The following is a 20,263-nucleotide window of genomic DNA, read 5'->3' on the forward strand; positions in this document are numbered from 1 at the left end:
GCGCTGTTTTCTGTTCATTGCTTTTTTCATAAAAAGTCAGTATAGTTTATGCACTATGGATTTGTTAAAGAAACTTGAAGATCTCAGCGGCCGCTATGCTGTTGTTTCTGAGCTTATTGCGGATGCTTCACTGGTGAAGGATCAGAAAAAATACAAGGAAACAATGCGGGAGCATCAGCAGCTGACGGAGCTTATGTCGCTGTATGATGAGTATAAAAAACTTCTGCAGGGCATTGAGGATGCCACAGTTCTTATCACGGAAGAAGATGACCGCGACATGAAGGAGCTTGCAAGGGAAGAGCTGAAATCACTTGAAGAAAGAAAGCCGGCGCTGGAGGAAGAAATAAAACTCAAGCTTATTCCTCCTGATCCGCTTGATGAAAAAAATATAATTCTTGAAATCAGAAGCGCGGCCGGCGGTGATGAGGCGAGCCTTTTTGTCCGGGATTTGTGGGAAATGTATATGCATCTTGCAGAGCGCAAATCATGGAAGACTGAAACTATGGAAGCCCAGGAAACTGAAGTGGGCGGATTTAATAAAATTGTAACTTCCATCACGGGAAAATTTGTTTATGGAACTCTGCGCTGGGAAAGCGGTGTTCACCGTGTTCAGCGTGTTCCTGCAACGGAAAGCCAGGGGCGCCTTCAGACTTCCACAGTAACGGTTGCTGTTTTGCCTGAAGCCGAGGAAACTGAAATTGAAATCAAGCCCGAGGATGTCCGTGTTGACGTTATGCGCGCCGGCGGTCCTGGCGGACAGTGTGTAAATACAACTGACTCTGCTGTTCGCCTCACGCACATTCCGACAGGAATTGTTGTTATTCAGCAGGATGAAAAAAGCCAGCATAAAAACAAGGACAAGGCATTCAGGGTTTTGAGAGCACGCCTGTTCGACCTTGAGGAAACCAAGCGGCAGTCAGAGCGCGCTGATGCAAGAAAAAGCATGGTTGGAAGCGGCGCCCGAAGTGAAAAAATACGCACTTATAATTTTCCGCAGGATAGAGTTACCGACCACCGGATAAATTTAAGCCTGCACAATCTTCCGTCCTTCATGATGGGAAACATGGATGAAATGCTTGATGCGCTGAATGTTTATGCAAAAGAGGAGCAGCTGAAGGATAGTTCAGATCTTGTAAGCTGATGCATTGTTTATGACGGTGAGCCAGGCCCGGACATTTGCTTTGTCCGAGTTGAAATCAAGTCCAAGTCCTCTTCTTGATGCTGATGTTATTTTGAAGTGGATTTTAAAATGCGACGAAACTTTTATTCTTTTTCATGGGGAATATGAGCTTTTGCAAAATCAGGAAAATATTTTCCGCGCTTCACTTGCAAAAAGAAAAACAGGACTGCCGGTTGCATATATTACGGGCATAAAGGAATTTTTCGGCTACGAATTTGAAGTTACACAGCAGGTTCTTATTCCAAAGCCCGACACCGAGATTCTTGTGGAAAATGCCGCCGCTTTTATCACTGAAATGTTCAGCCGGTACAGCGGAAAAAAAATTCTTTCGGTGTGCGATATGTGCACTGGAAGCGGCTGTGTTGGAATCAGCATTTTAAAATTCCTGGCTGAAAAAAAAATCATTCCATGCGCTTTTCTTCCTGAAGTTTCATTTGTGGATATAAGCGGGGCTGCTCTTTCTGTTGCAAAAAAAAATTCACAGCGGCTGCTTCCTTTGGATGTTCAGGACAAGACTTCTTTTGTTCAAAGCAATCTTTTTAAATCTTTTGCCGGCAAGGATAAAATTTTTGATGTCATTGTTTCAAATCCGCCTTATGTTCCTTATTCCCAGACAGCCGAGCTTTTGAAGGATGGAAGAAGCGAGCCGGAGATTGCACTGTGCGGTGACATTGACGAAGATGGCCGCCTTACAGAAAAAGACGACGGACTCGAAGTGATCCGCAATTTGATTCGACAGGCTCCTGCTTTTTTGTCGCCGGATGGAATTCTTGTTTTGGAAACAGGCGAATACAATGCTCTTGAGACAGGGCGCATAATGGAAAAATCAGGTTTTAAGAATATAAAAATCTATAAGGATTTGGAAGGTCAGTTTAGAAATGTCAGCGGAAACCTTGGCTGAAATAACAGATGCGGCAAGAAAAAATGGAATTCCCGTTATGCAGGATACTTCTGCGGAATTCATCTGCGCCTTTATAAAATCGCACAAAGTGCATTCCGTGCTGGAAATTGGAACGGCTGTTGCCTGTTCTGCAATTCAGTTTGCGCAGTGCGGAAATTGTGTTTCGGTTACCACTATTGAAATTGACATAGATAGAGTGATTCAGGCGCTTCAGAATGTACGGAAATGCGGCCTGGAAAACCGGATAAAAGTTATACACGCGGATGCTTTGTCCTGCTGCATAGATGAAAAATTTGATTTGATTTTTATCGATGCGGCAAAAGCGCAGTATGAAAAATTCTTTGAGCGGTTCAAGCGCAATCTGAATCCAGATGGAGTTGTTATAAGCGACAATCTTTTTTTTCATGGCATTGTTGAAAATGAAAGCCTGACAAAAAGCTACAGCACTCGGAAGCTTGTCAGGAAAATAAAAAAGTATGTGAATTTCCTTAGGGAGAATACAGAGTTTTCAACGCAGTTTTATAATATAGGAGATGGAATTTCTGTAAGCAGAAAAAAGCCTTCTTTTTTGCATTTTATTTCCTCTGAAAATTTGATTTTTGATGGCGGCTTTTTTCAGGCTTTTAAAGCTGGAGATTCTGGGGTTCTGGAAATTTTTAAGGAAAGTGCTGATAAGGATTTTGCGCTTCGGGTGTTTAGAAATTTCCGCTCGGCGTATTCCTCCGGAATTTTTTTTCTTGAGCCTGCTGAATTTCTTAAAACAGAAAAAGGATTCGGTCAGCTTTTACGTGTGCAGGGGAATTCGTTTTTTCATTTCAGCAGAATGAGCGAGAGCGTTTCACAGAATTGCCTTTGCGACAAATTTGTTTCGCTTCATAAAAAAATTCTGAATTCCAGCGCAGAAAATCTTGCAGGGTATAAGGAAGTTCTGCTTCTTGCTCTCGGCGGAAATTCAAAGCAGAATTCTTCAGTTATAAGAAAAATAAAAAAGCTCCCTGATGGAAATTCTTTTTGCCATGGAAATTTTTCTCTTGAAACTGCATGGGTAGATGAGCATGGAATTTGCTTTTCTTCAGGGTTCTTTTTTTCATGCAGGGGGCCGCGTGAATTTGATGTAGCGCGAACTTTTTTTCTGCTCAGCAAGAATCAAAAAAACTGTCCGCTTATAAAACCAGATGAGTATTTGGCAAAAATGGAAATTGACATGGAATTGCTGAAATCTTTTTTAGAACTTATCGAACTGCTTGAAAATTCTGTCCCTTGTTTTTTTGAAACTTCTGTGAATTTTTTAAGATTGCCTTTGCTCTGAAATTTGACTAAGCGCTGAATCTGGGCCTTTGATTTGATTCTTGTAAATAATGTTTCATTTAGATAGAATAGGGCTTATGAAAGATAAAAATTCCCTGAAGCCGACTTTGGTTTTTACAGTATGTTTTTTTGTATTTGTGATTGCTTTTTTTTCAGTATGGAAAAATTCGCTTGATTCCAAAAGCAGAGAAGATTCCAGTCAAAATGAAAAGTTGAAAATAACAGCGTCGTTTTATCCGATTTACATAATGCTTTTGAATTTAACAGATGGAATGGACAATGTGGAGCTTTCACTTTTGGCGCCTTCTGAAACGGGATGTCTTCATGATTATCAGCTTACAACCAGGGATATGAAGCTGATTGAAAAATGCGACATTCTTGTTGTAAATGGAAGCGGAATGGAAGATTTTATTGAAAAGGCTTTTTCCATGAAAAAAAATTCTCTTGTGGTTGCTTCACAGGGATTTGAGCTTTTTGATGAAAATCCGCATGTATGGGTGAGCATTCAGGGAGCTGTTTATGAAGTTGAAAAAATCACAGAAGGACTGTGCAGCCTTGATTCTCAAAATGCAGAAATCTACAGGAAAAATTCCCTTGCATATATTGAAAAGCTGAAAAAACTTGAAGAGAAAATGCATTTGTCTTTGGATAAATTTGCAGGAAAAAAAATTATAACTTTTCATGAGGCGTTTCCATATTTTGCCAAGGAATTCGGCTTTGAAATTTCAGCTGTAATTGAGCAGGAACCTGGAACCGCCCCCAGCTCCCGGGAGCTTTCACAGATAATTGAAACTGTAAAAAATTCTCTTGCTTCAGACGGAAACGCAGTTCTTTTTGCAGAGCCTCAATATTCTTCAAGCGCCGCTGAAATCATTGCAAGAGAAACAGGGCTTTCTGTTTATGAGCTGGATCCATGTGTTAACGGCGAGATTTCAAAAAATGCTTATATCGATTGTATGGAAAAAAATCTTCAGGTTTTGATAAGCGCATTTTCACAGGAAAAAAACTGATGGCCTGTCTTATTGGAAAGTCGCATGTTTGCTGTACACGCATAGAAAATCTATGTGTGAAAACTGGAACAGAATATATTTTAAAAGATATAAATCTTCATTTGCATTGCGGAGAGCTTACTGCGATTGTCGGAAGAAACGGAGCTGGAAAGACAACTTTTATAAAGGCTTTGCTTGATACAGTTCCTCATTCAGGCAATATTATTTTTGAAGGAGAAAAATGCGCAGGAAAATGCACAAAGGATCACACAAGCGATCATGACAGATTCTGCACATGCCGGAAAAGAATTCCGTATGTCACAACAAAGCCTGTGTTTGGCTATGTTCCGCAGTCTCTTTCTGTTGAGCCGGGAAGTCCTGTCTGTGTTGAAGATCTTGTTCTTGCCTGTGTTTCAAAAAGACCTGTGTGGCTTAGGCATAGAAAGCAGGATGTTGAAACTGCCTCTGAAATTCTTTCAAGAACAAACGCACAGCATCTTTTAAATCGCCGTGTCTGTGATTTGTCTGGCGGAGAACTTCAGCGTGTCATGCTTTCGCTTGCAATAAACCCGGTTCCTGATATTTTGCTTTTGGATGAACCTATAAGCGGCGTTGACCGGCTTGGCTTAAAATCTTTTTATGAGCTTGTGTCTTCAATAAGGCGGGATTTTGATATAACAATTCTTTTGGTGAGCCATGATCTGGATTTGGTTGCCCGGCATGCAGACAGAGTTGTGTTTATCAACAAGGCCAGCGCATCTGTCGGCAGTGTAAAAGATATCTACCGCAAAAAAGAGTTCGTTGAAATTTTTGGACGCATTTTGCTTCCTGATGAATGTGTGAAAACGGAGTAAGAAAGCTATGCATTTGATTTATTCGTTCTTGGATTTTATTTTTCCGTTTGAATGGCTTTCTCCTGTTTTTATGAAGAATGCTCTTCTTGCAGTGCTTGTCTCAGCTCCTCTTTTTGGTGCCTTGGGAACATACGTTGTTTCAAGCCGGATGAGTTTTTTCAGTGATGCAATCGGACATTCTGCGCTGACGGGAATTGCTCTTGGACTTTTTTTGGGAATAAGAAATGTGTATGTTTCCATGATTTTGTTTTCTATGCTGCTTGGTTTTTTAATCATAATTGTAAAGTCAAAAGGAAAATCATCAAGCGATACAATTATCGGAGTTTTTTCTTCAACATCTGTCGCGGTTGGACTTGTGCTTCTGTCTTCAGGAGGAAATTTTTCCAAGTATCAAAAATACATGGTCGGGGATCTTTTGAGCATTCAGCCCTGTGAGATTTTATTTCTGCTTGTCTGCGCGGCGGCTTTAATTCTTGTCTGGATTTTGTTTTACAACAGAATGCTTATAGTATCTCTTCATTCTGCATTTGCAAAAAGCCGGGGGATTAAGGTGCTTGCTGTTGAACTTATTTTTGCTCTGCTCACTGCGGCTATTGTGGCAGCCTGTATTCAGTGGACGGGGCTTTTAGTTATTAACAGCATGCTTGTGCTTCCTGCCGCATCAGCAAGATTTGTCAGCGCAAGCTCAAGACGCTATCTGATTGTCTCTGAATGTATTTCTCTTTTCGGAGGAATTGCAGGGCTTTGTTTTTCATATTATACTGGCTCTGCAAGCGGGGCTTCCATTGTTCTGGCTAATGCCGCGCTTTTCTTTATCTGTCTTGCTGTGTCGTTTTTTAAAAAGAGTAATTGAAATGAAAAAAGCTGTGATTTTTGATTTGGACGGAACTTTGCTTGATACGCTGGAAGACTTGTCGGATTCCTGCAATGAAACGCTCCGCAGAATGAATTTCCCCCTGCGTTCTATTGATGAAGTCAGACAGTTTGTCGGGAACGGAATATCGAGGCTTATGGAGCTTGCAGTTCCGGCTGGAACAAGCAACCTTGAATGTGAAAAATCAATTTCACTTATGAAAAGCATTTATGCTGAAAACTGCAAAAACAAAACCCGCCCGTACAAGGGAATCGAAGAGATGCTTTCGGAATTGCAGTCAATGAAAATAAAAATTGGAATTGCCTCCAACAAGCCGGATGCGCAGGTGAAAAATCTTGCCGCCTGTTATTTTTCTTCAGCGGTGCGTCCTGATGCTGCCGTCGGTGATTGTGCGGAAAGAAAAAGAAAGCCTGCTCCTGATTCTCTTCTGGAAGTTATGCGAGTTCTGAATGTTGACCGCTCTGAAGTGCTTTATGTGGGCGATTCTGATGTTGACATAAAGACTGCGGAAAATGCTTCTGTTCCATGTGTAAGCGTGTCGTGGGGATTTAGAACAAGTGATTTTTTAAATAATGCCGGAGCAAAAAAAATAATTGATTCTCCTATGGAACTTTTGGATTGTCTATGAGCGGCTGTGAAAATATTTTTTTGAAGGGGCAGGTTGCCAGCGATTTTGATTTTTATAAAATACGGGAAACTGTTGCTTCCTATGCTTCAACTGAAGAGGGAAAAAAATTGCTGCTTTCCCGGGAGAGTTCTGCGGATCCTGAGGAAATTTTAAAGCTGAAGCAGCTCGGGCGTGAATGGAGCCTGTATCTGAATTCGCGTTTTCCTTCTGCGCTGAAGCCATGGCCGCCTGTCAGAGAAATTTTTTCTGCGCTGAAAGTTGAAGGCTCTTCGCTTTTGCATGAGCAGATTTTTGCGCTTGGCTTGTTCTGCTTGTATGCGGATGAAACTTCTTCGCTTATAAAGACAGCTGCCCTTGAGCTTGAAATTCCTTCGCTTCTGAATATTGCGAAGTCTTCTCCGTCTATGGAAAATGCCGCAAAACTGATTTTTTCTGTGATTGATGTTTCAACCGGTGAAGTAAAAGATTTGCCGGGACTTAGAGAAATAAGAAAAAGAATTGCATCCCTGCACCGGGAAATTGATTCTGTTTTAAAAAGATATACTTCTGATTCAACGTTGAATTCAGTGCTGCAAAGCAATGTTCCAGTTCTAAAAGCAGACAGGGAACTTCTGGCAGTTCGTGCTGACCACAGTGGCGCAGTGAAGGGAATAGTGCACGAGGTGAGTCCTTCAAGGCAGACGGTTTACATTGAGCCTGAGGAAATTGTAAGGGCAAACAATCAGCTTGTGCAGGAGGAATTCAATCTTCAGGCTGAACTGAAAAAAATCTTCACGGAGATTTCTGAGCGGCTGAGAGAATATTGCAGTGATTTTACAGTATGCCATGATTTGATGCTTCTGCTTGATTCCACCTGCGCTGCTGCCAGATACCAGGCTGCTGTCGGCGGTGTTTTTGCGGCTGAGTGTTCTTGCGAAAATGAACCTCCTCTTATTTTAAATGCCCGGCATCCGCTTCTTGGCTCTGCTGCTGTTCCTGTGACTATACGCTTTATGCCGGAAAAATCAGTGATGATTATCACAGGACCCAACACCGGCGGAAAAACTGTGACACTGAAAACTGTGGCTCTTTTTGCATTGATGAATCAGGCAGGATTTCCTGTTCCTGCGGATGAGGGAACACGTCTTCCTTTTTTCAGTTCTGTTTTTGCGGACATAGGTGATGAGCAGTCAATCGAAGAGTCGCTGAGCACATTTTCCAGCCGCATGAAAAAAATTGCGGTTGCCATTCAGCATGCGGACAGCAGAAGCCTTGTTCTTCTTGATGAGCTTGGAACGGGAACAGATCCGCTTGAAGGCGGCGCGATTGCAATGGCTATTCTGGATTCGCTTCTTGAAAAAAAGGCTTTTGTTCTTGTGACAACTCATCACGGAGTTTTAAAGAATTACGGATACACAAACCCGAGGTGCGTAAATGCTTCTGTTGAATTCAGCGCGCAGTCTCTTCGCCCCACGTATAAGCTTCTGGTTGGAGTTTCGGGAGAAAGCCACGCCATTGATATTGCTTTGAATTCCGGCTTGCCTCAGGAAGTTGTGGTGCAGGCAAAAAAATATATATCGAACCAGCAGGCTGATGTGAGTTCTCTTATAAAGGGTCTTACTGAAAAACATGCAGAGCTTGAAGAGCTTGTGGAAAAACAGAAACAAAAGGAAGCGGAACTTTCTCAAAAGGAATTCAAAATCCATTCAAGGGAAGCCAGAATTCTTCAAAAGGAAGTTGAGCTTGCGCAGGATGAACATTTGCACAGCAGCGCATTTCTAAGAGAAACAAGAAGCAAGCTGGAAAATCTTGTCAGGGTTCTAAGGGAAGGCGAGATTACCCGTGAAAAAACTCTGGGTGTAAAAAAATTTTTATCTGAATTGACAGAGAAAGTCGGTGCGCAGGAAGAAGCAATAGAAGCCAAAAAGGAAAATTTAAAAAACGAGCTTGCCGCGCTGGAGCAAGAGGAACAGAAGATTCTGCAAAATGGAATTCGGATTTCAAAATTAAAAGACAAAAAAAATATTTCAAGCAAAAAAAGCCGCTCAAGAATTTCAAATTCAGAGGCTCTGAAAAACGCAGAGGCATTGAGATTTGAAAATTCATTAAAGAAAAAAAACAGGAATGTTGACTCATTAAAAGAAGGCGATGAAGTTTTTGCAGGCCCTGAAAAGCGCAGCGGTGTTCTTTTGAGAAAAGAAAAGAATGGATTGTGGCAGGTTCAGTTTGGCTCTATGAAAATGAATTTTCCAGAGAACCAGCTTATTCCTGCAAAAAAAGATAATGCGCCTGCGACAGGAAGTGTTTCGTTTGTGATTGAGCGCGATTTTGATTCTGAAAAAAATACGGAAGCTCCTAAATATGAGCTGCGGCTTTTAGGCATGAGATGTGAAAGCGCAATAAAGGAACTTGAGCATCAGATTGATTTATGCGTAACAAGCAATTTCAAGAAATTTTCTGTGATCCACGGAAAGGGAAACGGAATTTTGCAGCAGGCAGTAACTGATTATTTAAAGCAGTGCCAGTGTGTAAAAAATTTTTATTTTGCCAGACCAGAAGAAGGCGGCTCCGGCAAAACGTACGTGGAGCTTATTTAGAAAAATATTTTCTTGCAGCTGAAGGTATTGGCTCTGCGTTTTTTACTGCTTTAAATTTCAAGCTCAGGGATTTTTTCCTTTAGCTTTTCAAGAAATGCTTTTGCATCTGCTCCTTCCCTGAGGCATGCAAAGATGCAGTTTTCACCTGCGATTGTTCCTATGATTTCGTGGAGGTTTAGCGAGTCCAGCGCATTTGCAACACTGTCGCCGTGTCCGCCGAATGTTTTTATTACAATTATATTTCCGCTGGTTTCAATGCTTACATATCCTCTTAGAAAATCTCTTATATAAATCTGCTCGCTTTCTTTTTCAATTTCATCTTCCGGAATTGTATAGGCATAGCCGCTGTGTCCGTCGCTTATCTTGCCCACTTTCATCAGCTTTAAATCTCTGGAAAGTGTTGCCTGAGTAACTTCAAATCCTTCATTCTGCAGATGGCTTAGGAGTTCATCCTGGCTTTCAATTCTGTTTGTCTTTATCAGCCTGCGGATTGTTTTCAGTCTCAAAAGTCTGTCTTTCAAAATACACCTCGGAATATGCATAAGTATGAATAAATATGCATTTTCTGTCAAGGTGCTGATTAATCGCTGAAAATGTTGAATATTTGTTTTTTTTAACTTCCCGTGTTTTTCTGGCGGAATTATATGCCGGCTTCGAACAAAAGCTTTTTGCCTGCGAAAATCTTCAAGGTTTTACCGTTCCATTCAACAGTTCCTGTTTTGTCCTGAAGTTTTTTCATTGCCTTGATTTCTTTTAAATCATTTTCTGAAATTTCAGAGACAGTGAATTCCGCTTTAAAAATCAAAGGTGTTTCCTCAAGATTTTTTCCGCTTTCAAAAAACAACAGAATTGAATTTGCGGCGTTTTGCAGGACTACAGTTGCTGTTGTTCCGCTGGAAGTTTTAAGATAATATGCGGGAAGATAGGAAATATCGTTGAACTGCTCCAGTGTGATTTCTGTGTTCCCGCAGTTCATTTTTGCATCTTTTGGAAGCGCAACAAGATCAAAGTATTCTGTGAATGAATTTTTCAAGTCTGCGCTCAATGTGCTGTAGACTTCGTTATTGTCAAAATCCTGAATTATTTTTTCGTATCTTTCCAGCCGCAGGTCAATAAGCTCCAGAACGCGTTCGTACACAAAATTTCTGTACTCTGTGAGCTCTTCGAATGAAGAAAAATTTGTGGCGAACAAATCCGCGCCATAGGTAGACAGCTGCTTTATTTTTGGGAAATTTATTTTGTTTAAAAATGTTATTGTCGTTATAAAGTCCAGCGCGGAATACCCCCATCTGGTATGCCTTGCATTTTTTTTGAGCTCTTCAAACTGCTCCAAATCCGAGGTGATAAAATCACGGTATTCCTTGTTTCTGTCAATTTTTTCCTGAACAAGACTCCGCTCCTTTATTGAATAAGTTTTTCCCGGCTCAAGTAAAAATTCGCTGTTCTTGAAATCCTTTAAAAGGGGCAGGGCAAATGCTGATATTTTTGGCGGGTTTTCAATTCCGTCCCGGCTCAGAATAAAATTAAAATTGGCGGTTTTCTGCGCAAACGGATTTTTTAAAAGATGCTTTGGCTTTGAATTCGATGATATTTCAAAGTATTCTTCTGTTCCGGAGCCGGTAAATGCAAAAAGACTGTGATTCTTGTTTTTAAAGATAGCCTCTATTGTTTTTCTTAATTCCCCTGTATAGTTTTCTATTGAGGCTTCGTCAAATTCAGCGGTTATAAAATAATTGCGCGGAGTTCCATCAAAGCCCGGGTTTTTTCTTTTGGGATAAGCCCATTTTTCAACTGTAAAAAGCGTGCACGAAAATGTCTGGGTGCCGTCTGAAATTTCAAGGATGCATTTATCCTCGCTCATCAGCGAAACGCCTTTTAAAATGCAGGTTAAATCTTTTTTTGCGCTGTCGTTCAGCACAAGATTTCCTGTGTATGAAAATTCCGCCTCGCTTCCAATTTCAGGCTTTGATGAATCTAAAAAATCTTTTTCATCTATAAAAATTTCCGCCTCATAGAAATTCCATGCGCTGTCAAAAATATTTTTCTCGTAGAATCCTGTGGCGCCGCTGCTGTTTGTTCCTGCGACCCTTAGAACTCTCGCTCCGTTTCCATGTCCGTTTTGCGCTATGCTTATGATTTTTGAAAGCCGGGCATTTCCTTCTATTGGAATTGCCGGCTGTTTGAGCCAGTCTTCTGCTGGAAGCGCCCATGGAGAATAGTTTGAAAAATAACTTTTGCCTTTTTTCTTTTGCTCAAGCTTGTTGTATGTGTACTGAAACCACATCGGATCGCAGCCCATCGTGTCAAAGTCAATCAGCCTTGTGTACATGGTTCCCTTTGCGCCGATCAGAAAAATCGTGTCGGCCGATGCGCTCAAATTTTCAGAGATGAATCTTCCGTTTTCTGGAACTTGAATTTGCCGGCTGAAATCCGCAGGGAGCCCGCTGTCTGTGAACCGTATGTGCTGGCCGTCTGCTGTCAGAAAATAAATGGTTTCAAGCCCCATCGTTCCGTAGTGATGCTCGTTGCCGTAAATATCGCTGTGATAAAGGACATCTTTTCTTCTGCATCCCATTGACCACGCGCGCTTGTCCCTGGTGAATTCGTCCTGCTTTAAAAATCCGTTTCCGCTTTTAGGAAATCCGAATTCTTTTTTCCATACAAACGGAGTTTCGGGAGAATCCTTGCATAAAAAAACTGAATAAAGAATTCCGCTGCTGTCAAAAACATACAGGCTGTCTCCGTCCGCTGAAATTTCTGTGATTCGCTCTGGAACGGGAAACTCCTCTGCGCCTGTTGTGTTTATCTGCGGAACAGGAAGCCCTGTCTTTAAAAACAGCTTCCATTTTTTTTCTTCCGGTTTTTTTGCATATATGCGTCCGTCTACAAGAGTGAATTCAAAATACTTGCAGTACGACTGTGTCATTGTCCTGAAAAAAATTGTATCTGGCAGAAAGCCGCTTGTCTCCTGCGAATTCAGTGTTCCTGGCAGGACTGCAAAAACTGCCGTCAGAATGAGTGTTTTCAGAATAAAACGGGGCTTCATCTTACGCTCCCATAAAAGTTTGGAATTTTCCATAGTTTTGCGGATATAGCGGGGATTCTAGCATATAATTTTTTTTTTTGATATACTCTTGGTCAAATCATTTTTTTAAGAGGCTATTATCATGTCAGATATTGCATGGAACAACTTGGACACACTTGAAAGCTACAAGAAGCTTCAGGCTTTGAAGGGATGTGTTTCGGTGGCAAAGGAGCTTTCGTCTGCGGATGCTGCAAAGCGTGTTGCTGAATATTCAATTCCAATGGCGGACGGTCTTGTCTACAACTACGCGGCAAAGCAGGTGAACAGTCAGGTGATTTCTATTTTCAAGGAGCTTGTAAAGGAAAGCCAGCTTCTGGAAAAATTCGAAGCCTTGTACAACGGCGAGGTTATAAATACCGGGGAAAAGCGCATGGTTCTTCATCAGCTTCTGCGCGGCCAGCTTGGAAAGGATGTTGTTGCAGACGGAGTGAACAAGCGTGAATTCTATATCAATGAGCAGAAGAAAATCGCTTCCTTTGCTGAAAAAGTTCACTCAGGCGCGATTGTAAATGAAAAGGGCGAAAAGTTTACTTCTGTATGCCAGATTGGAATCGGCGGTTCTGACCTCGGTCCGCGTGCTATTTATCTTGCGCTGGAGAATTGGGCACGCCAGACTGGAAAATTCAAGATGGACGCTCACTTTATTTCGAATGTCGATCCTGATGATGCGGCTTCTGTGCTTCAGTCTATAGATCTTTCAAGGACAATTTTCATTCTTGTTTCAAAAAGCGGAACAACACTTGAAACTCTGACAAACGAATCTTTTGTAAAGGATTTCCTGAAGAGCGCAGGCCTTGATCCTAGCCGGCACATGATTGCAGTTACAAGCGAAACTTCGCCGCTCGCAAAAAGCCCGGATTATCTTGAGGCATTCTTTATGGACGACTACATCGGAGGCCGCTATTCATCTTCATCTGGAGTCGGCGGAGCTATTCTGAGCCTTGCATTCGGCGCTGATGTCTTTGCGGAATTCCTTGAGGGCGCGGCGGAAGAAGACAATCTTTCCGTGGAAAAAGATATTCTGAAAAATCCGGCTCTGATGGATGCTCTTATCGGGGTTTATGAGCGCAATGTTCAGGGATATCCTTCAACAGCAGTTCTTCCTTATTCACAGGCTCTTTCAAGATTCCCTGCTCATCTTCAGCAGCTTGACATGGAGTCAAACGGAAAGAGCGTGAACCGCTTCGGCGAAAAACTGAATTATGTTACAGGCCCTGTTATTTTCGGAGAGCCGGGAACAAACGGACAGCATTCTTTCTATCAGCTGCTTCATCAGGGAACAGACATTATTCCTCTTCAGTTTATTGCTTTCAGGGAAAATCAGACTGGAAAGGATGTTGTTATTCAGGATTCAACAAGCCAGAAGAAACTGTGCGCAAACGTGGTGGCACAGATTATTGCTTTTGCCTGCGGAAAGAATGACGAGAACCCGAACAAATTCTTTGCCGGTGAGCGTCCGTCAAGCTTGATTTACGGAAAGCGTGTTTCGCCAAAAACTATAGGTGCGCTTCTGGCTCACTACGAAAATAAAGTTATGTTCCAGGGTTTCCTGTGGAATGTAAACAGCTTTGACCAGGAAGGTGTTCAGCTTGGAAAAACTCTTGCCAAGGCTGTGCTTTCTGGAAAAATGGAGAGCGCGCTTAAAGCCTATGCGGATCTTCTTATAAAGTAGGAATATTTTAGCAAGGCAGTTTGCGAGGAACGGCATATCAATTCTGGCTGGTCTAAGGCTGGTCAGACTTGATATGCTATCTTTGAAGAAATTCCAAATGCTAACGTAAACTAGTGTGTTGCATATCAAGACCACGGCCTTGTAAAAGCCAAAAACGCGCAATGATGTTTATCGGCGGAATTATGACGAAAGGCTATTCCGCAAATTAACAGGGTAAACTTTAATAAGGTTATAATATAATTGCCGTAAGGAGATAAACACATGATTAACTTTATTATGGCACATCCACTTTTTTCAGTTATGATAATCGGCTCGTTTTTGGGAATGATTGTTGCATACATAAATCCATAATTTACACATATTCATTTTTGTGCTGGCAAGGGGTTCCGAATCGGTAATCTCGGAATACACGTATTCATACACGACGGTTGGAACCACTTTATTGGAAACTGCCTCTTCATCATTCCAGCATCATTAATGATTGAAAACCTTTGTCGTAAGACTGGCTGTCCAATCTTATTGATTTTCGTAATTATGATAATCCATTCTTTCATTAGCATTATACCAATTTGGTTCAACGACGACATGACTGTTTGCGGTATGTCTGGAAATGCACTTATGCTTTTGGAAATGGCGTTTGTATGGTTTGGCATGCGTTCAGAAAAGTTTGGAAAGGTGTGGTTTACTGCCGCCATCATAGAATTAATCATAACTATCTATACAGATAAAATGGCTGCAAGCAACTACAAGTTCGGACTCATTTTCGGACTGGCATTCGGTGCTTTATGTGGTTTCGGCCTCCACTCTCTATTCGCTTAGATTGGAAATAACCTACTGTGAAAGGATCGCAGTAGGTTTTATTTTTTTGTATGTTCCGGGATAAAATGATAGATTTTGAAAAAGTTTTTGGATTAAATCATTTTTTTGAGAAAAATACCGAAAACGAAAAACAAACTGACATAGATACATTGGAACAAAGCTTTGCTGTATTGGATAACTCATTTGATAGCCTTTTAGAAGAATTTCTTTTAATACCATTAAATGAATTAAAAGAAAGTATTGAAACTACTAAGGCAGATGTAAAAAGAGCCTTTGCGTCTTTTTTCGATGATTTCAGACAAACTGCCAAATTGCTTGTTTGTTTTTTATAATAAATACAAAATGTCTAAGGATTACATTAATTTGGGCTTTGCGACAACAATCGGGAGAAAGTTTTGTAATGCAAAAGAATCTTATGATTCTGTAATGAAAAAAAGCTGATGGCTTAACAAATAAAAACTTTGAAGAAACTGTAAAATACTTAAACGACGCTTATTTTGCTTATGTTTATTTATTGAGAGGTTTTAATTTAATAATAGATAAGTATAATATTAATCACCCTGATACAACTATAGCTCGGATTGCCGATATTTCAATGCCAGATAACTTGAGCGTATTCAAGAACCAAAATGTCTCAGATTTTGTAAAAGACTTCTTAGAATCTCTATCAGTTTTTACAGGGTAAAACAGCAAAAGGGTATAATATCTAAACTAGAAAAGGAGGTATCGTTATGCAATTTTTCTATTCGAATTGTCTTTTTGAAGCGGTAAGAGCAAAAATCAAGGATTGGAAAAACATTAAAATAATGTTTATACCCAAGAAGTATAACGACTCCGGCAGTTTTCACTTTATGTGGGCGAATGTAAAAACAGATGAATCTTTTGATTTTAAGGCAGAAACAAATGTTACAAACCCTTTTAAAAAAGTTTTATTTAAGGGGTACATACCACGGAAATCAATTTAAAAAAAAGGCTGTTTAAAATTTAAAACCTATGTTAACATTTGAGCATGGGCTGGGAAGAATTAGTAGAATCATCAGATGGCTTGGAAACAAAGGATGTTTATGACGGATATTTCTGTTCCGTAAAGGATGCAGTGGCAATTATCATTTTGGGCAGTCTGTGCGGCCTGCAGAATTTCAAGCAGATTCATGAATGGGCAGCAACGGAGCATATCCGCGCATTTCTTGAGAATGAGTTCAACATCAAAAGGATTCCGTGCTGCTGGTGGCTTCTGAGCCTGACAGCTTTGGTAACACCAGAATCTCTAAATCTCTGCATGAAAAAATGGGTAAGCAGGATAGCACCGGGACTTGCCGAAAAGATTGTGGCAGAAGAAAAGAAACCGAAAAAGAAAACGCAGTTAACTGTCGCGATAGACGGAAAAGAAGTCCGCTCAACAGAAAAAATGGATAAATATGACAGCCCGCTTCACATCGCAAGTGCACAGATTGGGGAACTCGGCCTTGCGCTTGCACAGGAGGCTGTTGACGGCAAGTCAAATGAGATACCGGCAGTCCGGAAACTGATAAAATCGCTTGAAATTTCAGGCTGCATTGTTGCAGCAGACGCCCTTAAGTGTCAGATTGATACGGCACAGGCTGTATTAGACGGGGCATGCCGACTATCTTCTGTCTGCAAAAGACAATCAGCCGAGTCTGAAGGAAGATATAAAAGATTATGTTACGGATGAAAAACTGCGCTCCAAAATGAATACATTCACTTCAAAAAACTGCGGACATGGAAGGACGGAAATCCGGACGTGTATACAACTGATGATGTCAGCTGGCAGCCTGGTGGCAGGGAATGGCCCGGATTAAAATGCATAGGAGCGATTCAAGCTAATTTCAAAAGCAAGAACGGAACGAGTGAAGAATGGCATTATTATATTTCAAGCAGAAAGCAACCGGCAGAAGAACATGCTCCGAAAGTTTGCCCTCAACATAGTAAGAATTCACAAAGCTGCAACATCGTCAAAATCTGCCTTGAACGGAATTATGTTTCAATGCCTTATGAATCCCTCTAAACTTTGTTCGCTTTTACATGAAAATTGATTTCCGTGATCATATTTGTTTATGCCTTGAAACCACTTGAACAATTCGTCATTATCGTTTATTCCCTTTTCAAGAATAAAATCATCTTTCGCCATATGATTCTTTTCCCAGAGTTATAATTTGCAGGATAAAAAATCCATGCTATAATTAAGGAAATACGAAAGAAAAATAAAAACTTTTATATTATGAAACAAAAGTAGAAAATTGAATAGGGAGAAGACTCAATGAAAACAAAGAAAATCATATCCATTCTGGCGTTTTTTTTTATAAGCGTGCTGTGCGTATCATGCGAAAAGAAGCAAATGCAGGAAAAGAATATTAACTCTGACAAAAATTCGGTTATTGAAAAAAATGAGCAGGCAAAAAATGCTGAACCGAGCGACGAGCAGAAGATGTATGATGCGGCAGAGCAATTTTTTGACGAGAAGAAATATGAAGAAGCAATTCAAGAATATATGAAAGTCGTTGATGAAACCGACAGGCTTTTTCAACTTAATGAGGAAAGAAAAGCAAAATTTTCTTCAGAATCAGGTCTGCAGTTTGACTCGAACGGCGAAATAAACCTTCTGTATTACTCGCTTTACAACATTGCATGCTGCCATTCGCTTATGGGAAATTTTGCAGAAACAAAGAAATACCTTATTGCAGCCCTTCATGCAGGCTACCCTCACCTGAATCATATCCTGAACGACTCTGACATGAAGCCGTTCTTCCTGTCAGACAGTTCTTTAAAGTCCGAAATCACAAAAATATATAATCTTGGCAATTCAAAGTCACTTGTAAATGGAAAGAAATTTGAGCAATGGTATATGAATGACTGTCAGGAATACGGCTTTGACGGTGATACTGCTATTACGTATTTAGCATCATCTGACTGGCTGGATCACAAGCTAAAAGGAACTTACGAAGTAAAGAACTATCACATTTTCATGCACTTTTACAAAGCGTCATACCGAAAACCTGATCCGTGGGCATCTCCCCGACCGGGTGCAGCAATGATAACAGTATATACTTCATATTCTGAATATCCCGAAACTGAAGATGTTGATTTTACACTGACTTTACGTTTTCCACTGGGACTAGATGATGGATACAGAGAACTTGAAGAAATTAGTTCCAGCTATATATCAGATTGGCAAGAAAAAGATTATTCGGAAGAGATAGCCAAGCGGATTGAAGAGTATTATTCCGTAAAAAGAAAGATTGAGCGCACAGACGAAGAAATAACGGCTTCTGCTGCAAGGAGAAGACAGCGGGTTCTTGATTATATTGCAAAGGTCGGAGAAAATGACCCGACAGTTTTTATCGTCCCGGAAGGAACAAAGGAACTTGTTGATTGTATCGGCATGGATATACCAGACGGTACCGTTGCTGTCCTGCTTCCGGAAGGTCTTGAGTTTTTTTCAACAAAAATTCCAAGCTCGGTTAAATATATAAACTTTCCGTCAACCTTAAAAATACTGTGTCCGTGGTTTTCATCTGATTCGAAAATTGAACCTTTTGAAATTCCCGAAAACCTTGAAAAACTGACCACCGTATTGTTCTTCTACAATCCCGACGACGACAAAAAATGGGAAGTCTATGTTCCAGGCTACTCAAAAACGCCGCCAGACTGGAATCAGAGCTGGGCTATGTATTGCAATGTTCACTGGGGAGAATATCAAGAGTAATAAACCTGATACCGCCCAAAACAGCTATTATGAAGTATTTTTCTTTGACGATGTCTATGACACAGGAAAAGAAATCATGCCTAATGCTCTTGAAGATATATTCATAACGACAAAACCACTCTCACGCCTTCAGGAATTGTCTGCTGCGAACACACGCCGCTATTTCCATACAGCATCTTTTGGAATATAATCCCAGTCCAGTTCTCCCTGAGGCCTGAATGTTATAAATGAATCCTGTATTTTCCCGTGATATTTTTCTCCGTCAGGGTAGATAAAATCAAATAAACCGCCGCTTATCTTGTATTTTATTACTATGGGATTTTTAAAGCCAACCACATAAGAATAATAGCCGTCTTTATCAGGGTGTTTGTTCATCTCTTTCATAAGAACATAATTTGCGTCAAAATGCTCTGAATCAGAATTGCGTTTCGGAATGTCGTCGCTTATATTGCTAAAACCTCTAGCATATATCAGATCATATCCATCTCTAAGATAGATACAGACTTGATTGTCAAAGAATAACTGTGAAAAAAAACGCTCGTCGCAATATTTTGTAACGCAAACCGTATTGATAGATGATGTGGTAACATCCAGCATATATGCAACCGGAAAATCAAAAAGATTTGAAATTCTTACCATAAATGACTTCTGGACCTCTGCCCACTGTTCTTTCGTATATTCTTGTCTGTTGTAGGTATATTCCAAAGTCTTAAGCGTTTCCATGCCGGCGTTTTCTATAAAGCTGAGGGCAGAAGATTTATCAAGAATTTCATTTTGTCCAACAAAAACAACCTTATCAACAACAAGATAAAGCCGGTTCAGTTCCTTGTTATGGGCATATTTAAAGAAAACTTCTTTGAAGAATCTCATTATAGGGCTGCCGTCTCCGTCTTTTTCATGACACTCCGCGATGTCAGCACCAAAGTTGAAAATAAAATCTTCACATTCAGTAATATAATCAAAACCGATGCCTGAAAAAACGTTGTTCACTCCTATAAAATTCACGCACAAGTCTTTGTACTTCGCGCCTTCGTAAACTTCCGGAAATGTGAGAATAAGCGTATTGCGCGGACGAACAAAAAATTCTTCTTCTGATTCAATGATTTTTAACAGCTGCGGCTCTTTTGTGTCCTTCAGACAAAAAACCTTTTCTCTGCCGGTTTCTGCAAATCTTACGGAAACTTTCTTTGGTCTTGAATTCTTTTCATACAAGTCGGGACGGTCTTTTGACACATATCCGATTGAAATATAGATGTCCATCGCCGTGCAGTCTTTTATCGTAATTGACTGCCCCTTTCCGTTGTTTCCGCCGGCAGGAATCCACGGCAGAGCATAATCAGGTGAAAGACATTCCTTTGAGAACCTTGTTTTTCCTTCCGTAAGGAACGAACTTACCTCAAGTTCTTCAGGAGCAAACGCAGTAAATTTTTTTTCAGCAAAAATAAATCCACAAGCACAAAAAAGAATCATTAACACAATAATTTTTTTCATAGCCTTATAATAACATTCTAGCTTTAATTGAAAAAGTGCTATGAAGCATAAAAAGTTTTGGGATTAAATCATTTTTTTGAGAAAAATACTGAAAACGAAAAACAAACTGACATAGATAAATTTGGCACGAATATAGTTGGATTGGGATTTCAATCGTGGTAT

The 20,263-nt window shown here is 40.5% G+C and carries 17 protein-coding genes; 14 read left to right on the forward strand and 3 right to left on the reverse strand.

Annotated elements, in window-relative coordinates; translation table 11 throughout:
• Window positions 1–61 precede the first annotated feature (61 nt).
• The 8 genes from prfA to ACI4L0_RS05470 all read left to right on the forward strand — a co-directional run bounded on the left by prfA (window position 62) and on the right by ACI4L0_RS05470 (window position 9,310).
• Window positions 62–1,141 (forward strand): peptide chain release factor 1, encoded by a 1,080-nt coding sequence (gene prfA / locus ACI4L0_RS05435; protein ID WP_439799166.1) that lies wholly within the window; start codon window positions 62–64, stop codon window positions 1,139–1,141.
• 10 nt (window positions 1,142–1,151) lie between these two features.
• Complete coding sequence (gene prmC, locus ACI4L0_RS05440) at window positions 1,152–2,081, forward strand: peptide chain release factor N(5)-glutamine methyltransferase (RefSeq protein WP_439799151.1); 930 nt, start codon at window positions 1,152–1,154, stop codon at window positions 2,079–2,081.
• Window positions 2,059–3,390, forward strand: a complete 1,332-nt coding sequence (locus ACI4L0_RS05445) for an O-methyltransferase (RefSeq protein WP_439799152.1) — start codon at window positions 2,059–2,061, stop codon at window positions 3,388–3,390. The genes prmC and ACI4L0_RS05445 overlap by 23 nt, the downstream gene beginning before the upstream one ends.
• Before the next feature lie 76 nt (window positions 3,391–3,466).
• Window positions 3,467–4,399, forward strand: a complete 933-nt coding sequence (locus ACI4L0_RS05450) for a metal ABC transporter substrate-binding protein (RefSeq protein WP_439799153.1) — start codon at window positions 3,467–3,469, stop codon at window positions 4,397–4,399.
• A 56-nt stretch (window positions 4,400–4,455) separates the two neighbouring features.
• Window positions 4,456–5,232, forward strand: a complete 777-nt coding sequence (locus ACI4L0_RS05455; protein WP_439799154.1) for a metal ABC transporter ATP-binding protein — start codon at window positions 4,456–4,458, stop codon at window positions 5,230–5,232.
• Between the two features lie 7 nt (window positions 5,233–5,239).
• The gene (locus tag ACI4L0_RS05460) at window positions 5,240–6,085 is read left to right on the forward strand and encodes a metal ABC transporter permease (RefSeq protein ID WP_439799155.1); all 846 of its coding nucleotides are present in this window, start codon (window positions 5,240–5,242) and stop codon (window positions 6,083–6,085) included.
• Between the two features lies 1 nt (window position 6,086).
• Window positions 6,087–6,734: an HAD family hydrolase gene (locus ACI4L0_RS05465; protein WP_439799156.1), complete on the forward strand. Its 648-nt coding sequence runs from the start codon at window positions 6,087–6,089 to the stop codon at window positions 6,732–6,734.
• A complete protein-coding gene (locus ACI4L0_RS05470; RefSeq protein ID WP_439799157.1) occupies window positions 6,731–9,310 on the forward strand; it encodes an endonuclease MutS2 in 2,580 nt (859 codons plus the stop codon). Before ACI4L0_RS05465 ends, ACI4L0_RS05470 begins: the two co-directional genes overlap by 4 nt.
• Window positions 9,311–9,360: 50 nt before the next feature.
• Here the strand turns inward: ACI4L0_RS05470 and ACI4L0_RS05475 are convergent, their stop codons facing one another.
• Both ACI4L0_RS05475 and ACI4L0_RS05480 read right to left on the reverse strand, forming a co-directional pair.
• On the reverse strand, window positions 9,361–9,831 hold the full coding sequence (locus ACI4L0_RS05475; protein ID WP_439799158.1) for an arginine repressor: 471 nt from the start codon (window positions 9,829–9,831) through the stop codon (window positions 9,361–9,363).
• Between the two features lie 119 nt (window positions 9,832–9,950).
• Entirely contained in the window at window positions 9,951–12,389 is a 2,439-nt protein-coding gene (locus tag ACI4L0_RS05480) for a hypothetical protein (protein ID WP_439799159.1), read from the reverse strand.
• Window positions 12,390–12,477: 88 nt separating this feature from the next.
• Here ACI4L0_RS05480 and ACI4L0_RS05485 point away from each other — a divergent pair, with 88 nt between their 5' ends.
• The 6 genes from ACI4L0_RS05485 to ACI4L0_RS05510 all read left to right on the forward strand — a co-directional run bounded on the left by ACI4L0_RS05485 (window position 12,478) and on the right by ACI4L0_RS05510 (window position 18,610).
• Window positions 12,478–14,067, forward strand: coding sequence for a glucose-6-phosphate isomerase (locus ACI4L0_RS05485; RefSeq protein WP_439799160.1), 1,590 nt, complete (start codon window positions 12,478–12,480; stop codon window positions 14,065–14,067).
• Between the two features lie 417 nt (window positions 14,068–14,484).
• Window positions 14,485–14,886 (forward strand): rhomboid family intramembrane serine protease, encoded by a 402-nt coding sequence (locus ACI4L0_RS05490; RefSeq protein ID WP_439799167.1) that lies wholly within the window; start codon window positions 14,485–14,487, stop codon window positions 14,884–14,886.
• A 65-nt stretch (window positions 14,887–14,951) separates the two neighbouring features.
• A complete protein-coding gene (locus ACI4L0_RS05495; RefSeq protein ID WP_439799161.1) occupies window positions 14,952–15,218 on the forward strand; it encodes a hypothetical protein in 267 nt (88 codons plus the stop codon).
• 399 nt (window positions 15,219–15,617) lie between these two features.
• Complete coding sequence (locus tag ACI4L0_RS05500) at window positions 15,618–15,851, forward strand: hypothetical protein (protein ID WP_439799162.1); 234 nt, start codon at window positions 15,618–15,620, stop codon at window positions 15,849–15,851.
• 44 nt (window positions 15,852–15,895) lie between these two features.
• A complete protein-coding gene (locus tag ACI4L0_RS05505; RefSeq protein ID WP_439799163.1) occupies window positions 15,896–16,579 on the forward strand; it encodes an ISAs1 family transposase in 684 nt (227 codons plus the stop codon).
• Window positions 16,580–17,164: 585 nt separating this feature from the next.
• Window positions 17,165–18,610, forward strand: coding sequence for a hypothetical protein (locus ACI4L0_RS05510; RefSeq protein ID WP_439799164.1), 1,446 nt, complete (start codon window positions 17,165–17,167; stop codon window positions 18,608–18,610).
• 159 nt (window positions 18,611–18,769) lie between these two features.
• On the opposite strand, the gene ACI4L0_RS05515 is transcribed toward ACI4L0_RS05510, so the two are convergent.
• A complete protein-coding gene (locus tag ACI4L0_RS05515) occupies window positions 18,770–20,101 on the reverse strand; it encodes an NADase-type glycan-binding domain-containing protein (protein ID WP_439799165.1) in 1,332 nt (443 codons plus the stop codon).
• Between the last annotated feature and the right edge of the window lie 162 nt (window positions 20,102–20,263).

The sequence above is a fragment of the Treponema sp. genome (genome assembly GCF_051883275.1).
GTDB lineage: Bacteria > Spirochaetota > Spirochaetia > Treponematales > Treponemataceae > Treponema_D.

Coding starts and splice junctions, on each gene's coding strand:
- prmC (WP_439799151.1), top strand. CDS start 1,152: ATGACGGTGAGCCAGGCCCGGACATTTGCTTTGTCCGAGTTGAAATCA.
- ACI4L0_RS05445 (WP_439799152.1), top strand. CDS start 2,059: ATGTCAGCGGAAACCTTGGCTGAAATAACAGATGCGGCAAGAAAAAAT.
- ACI4L0_RS05450 (WP_439799153.1), top strand. CDS start 3,467: ATGAAAGATAAAAATTCCCTGAAGCCGACTTTGGTTTTTACAGTATGT.
- ACI4L0_RS05460 (WP_439799155.1), top strand. CDS start 5,240: ATGCATTTGATTTATTCGTTCTTGGATTTTATTTTTCCGTTTGAATGG.
- ACI4L0_RS05465 (WP_439799156.1), top strand. CDS start 6,087: ATGAAAAAAGCTGTGATTTTTGATTTGGACGGAACTTTGCTTGATACG.
- ACI4L0_RS05470 (WP_439799157.1), top strand. CDS start 6,731: ATGAGCGGCTGTGAAAATATTTTTTTGAAGGGGCAGGTTGCCAGCGAT.
- ACI4L0_RS05480 (WP_439799159.1), bottom strand. CDS start 12,389: ATGGAAAATTCCAAACTTTTATGGGAGCGTAAGATGAAGCCCCGTTTT.
- ACI4L0_RS05485 (WP_439799160.1), top strand. CDS start 12,478: ATGTCAGATATTGCATGGAACAACTTGGACACACTTGAAAGCTACAAG.
- ACI4L0_RS05495 (WP_439799161.1), top strand. CDS start 14,952: ATGATAGATTTTGAAAAAGTTTTTGGATTAAATCATTTTTTTGAGAAA.
- ACI4L0_RS05500 (WP_439799162.1), top strand. CDS start 15,618: ATGCAATTTTTCTATTCGAATTGTCTTTTTGAAGCGGTAAGAGCAAAA.
- ACI4L0_RS05505 (WP_439799163.1), top strand. CDS start 15,896: ATGGGCTGGGAAGAATTAGTAGAATCATCAGATGGCTTGGAAACAAAG.
- ACI4L0_RS05510 (WP_439799164.1), top strand. CDS start 17,165: ATGAAAACAAAGAAAATCATATCCATTCTGGCGTTTTTTTTTATAAGC.
- ACI4L0_RS05515 (WP_439799165.1), bottom strand. CDS start 20,101: ATGAAAAAAATTATTGTGTTAATGATTCTTTTTTGTGCTTGTGGATTT.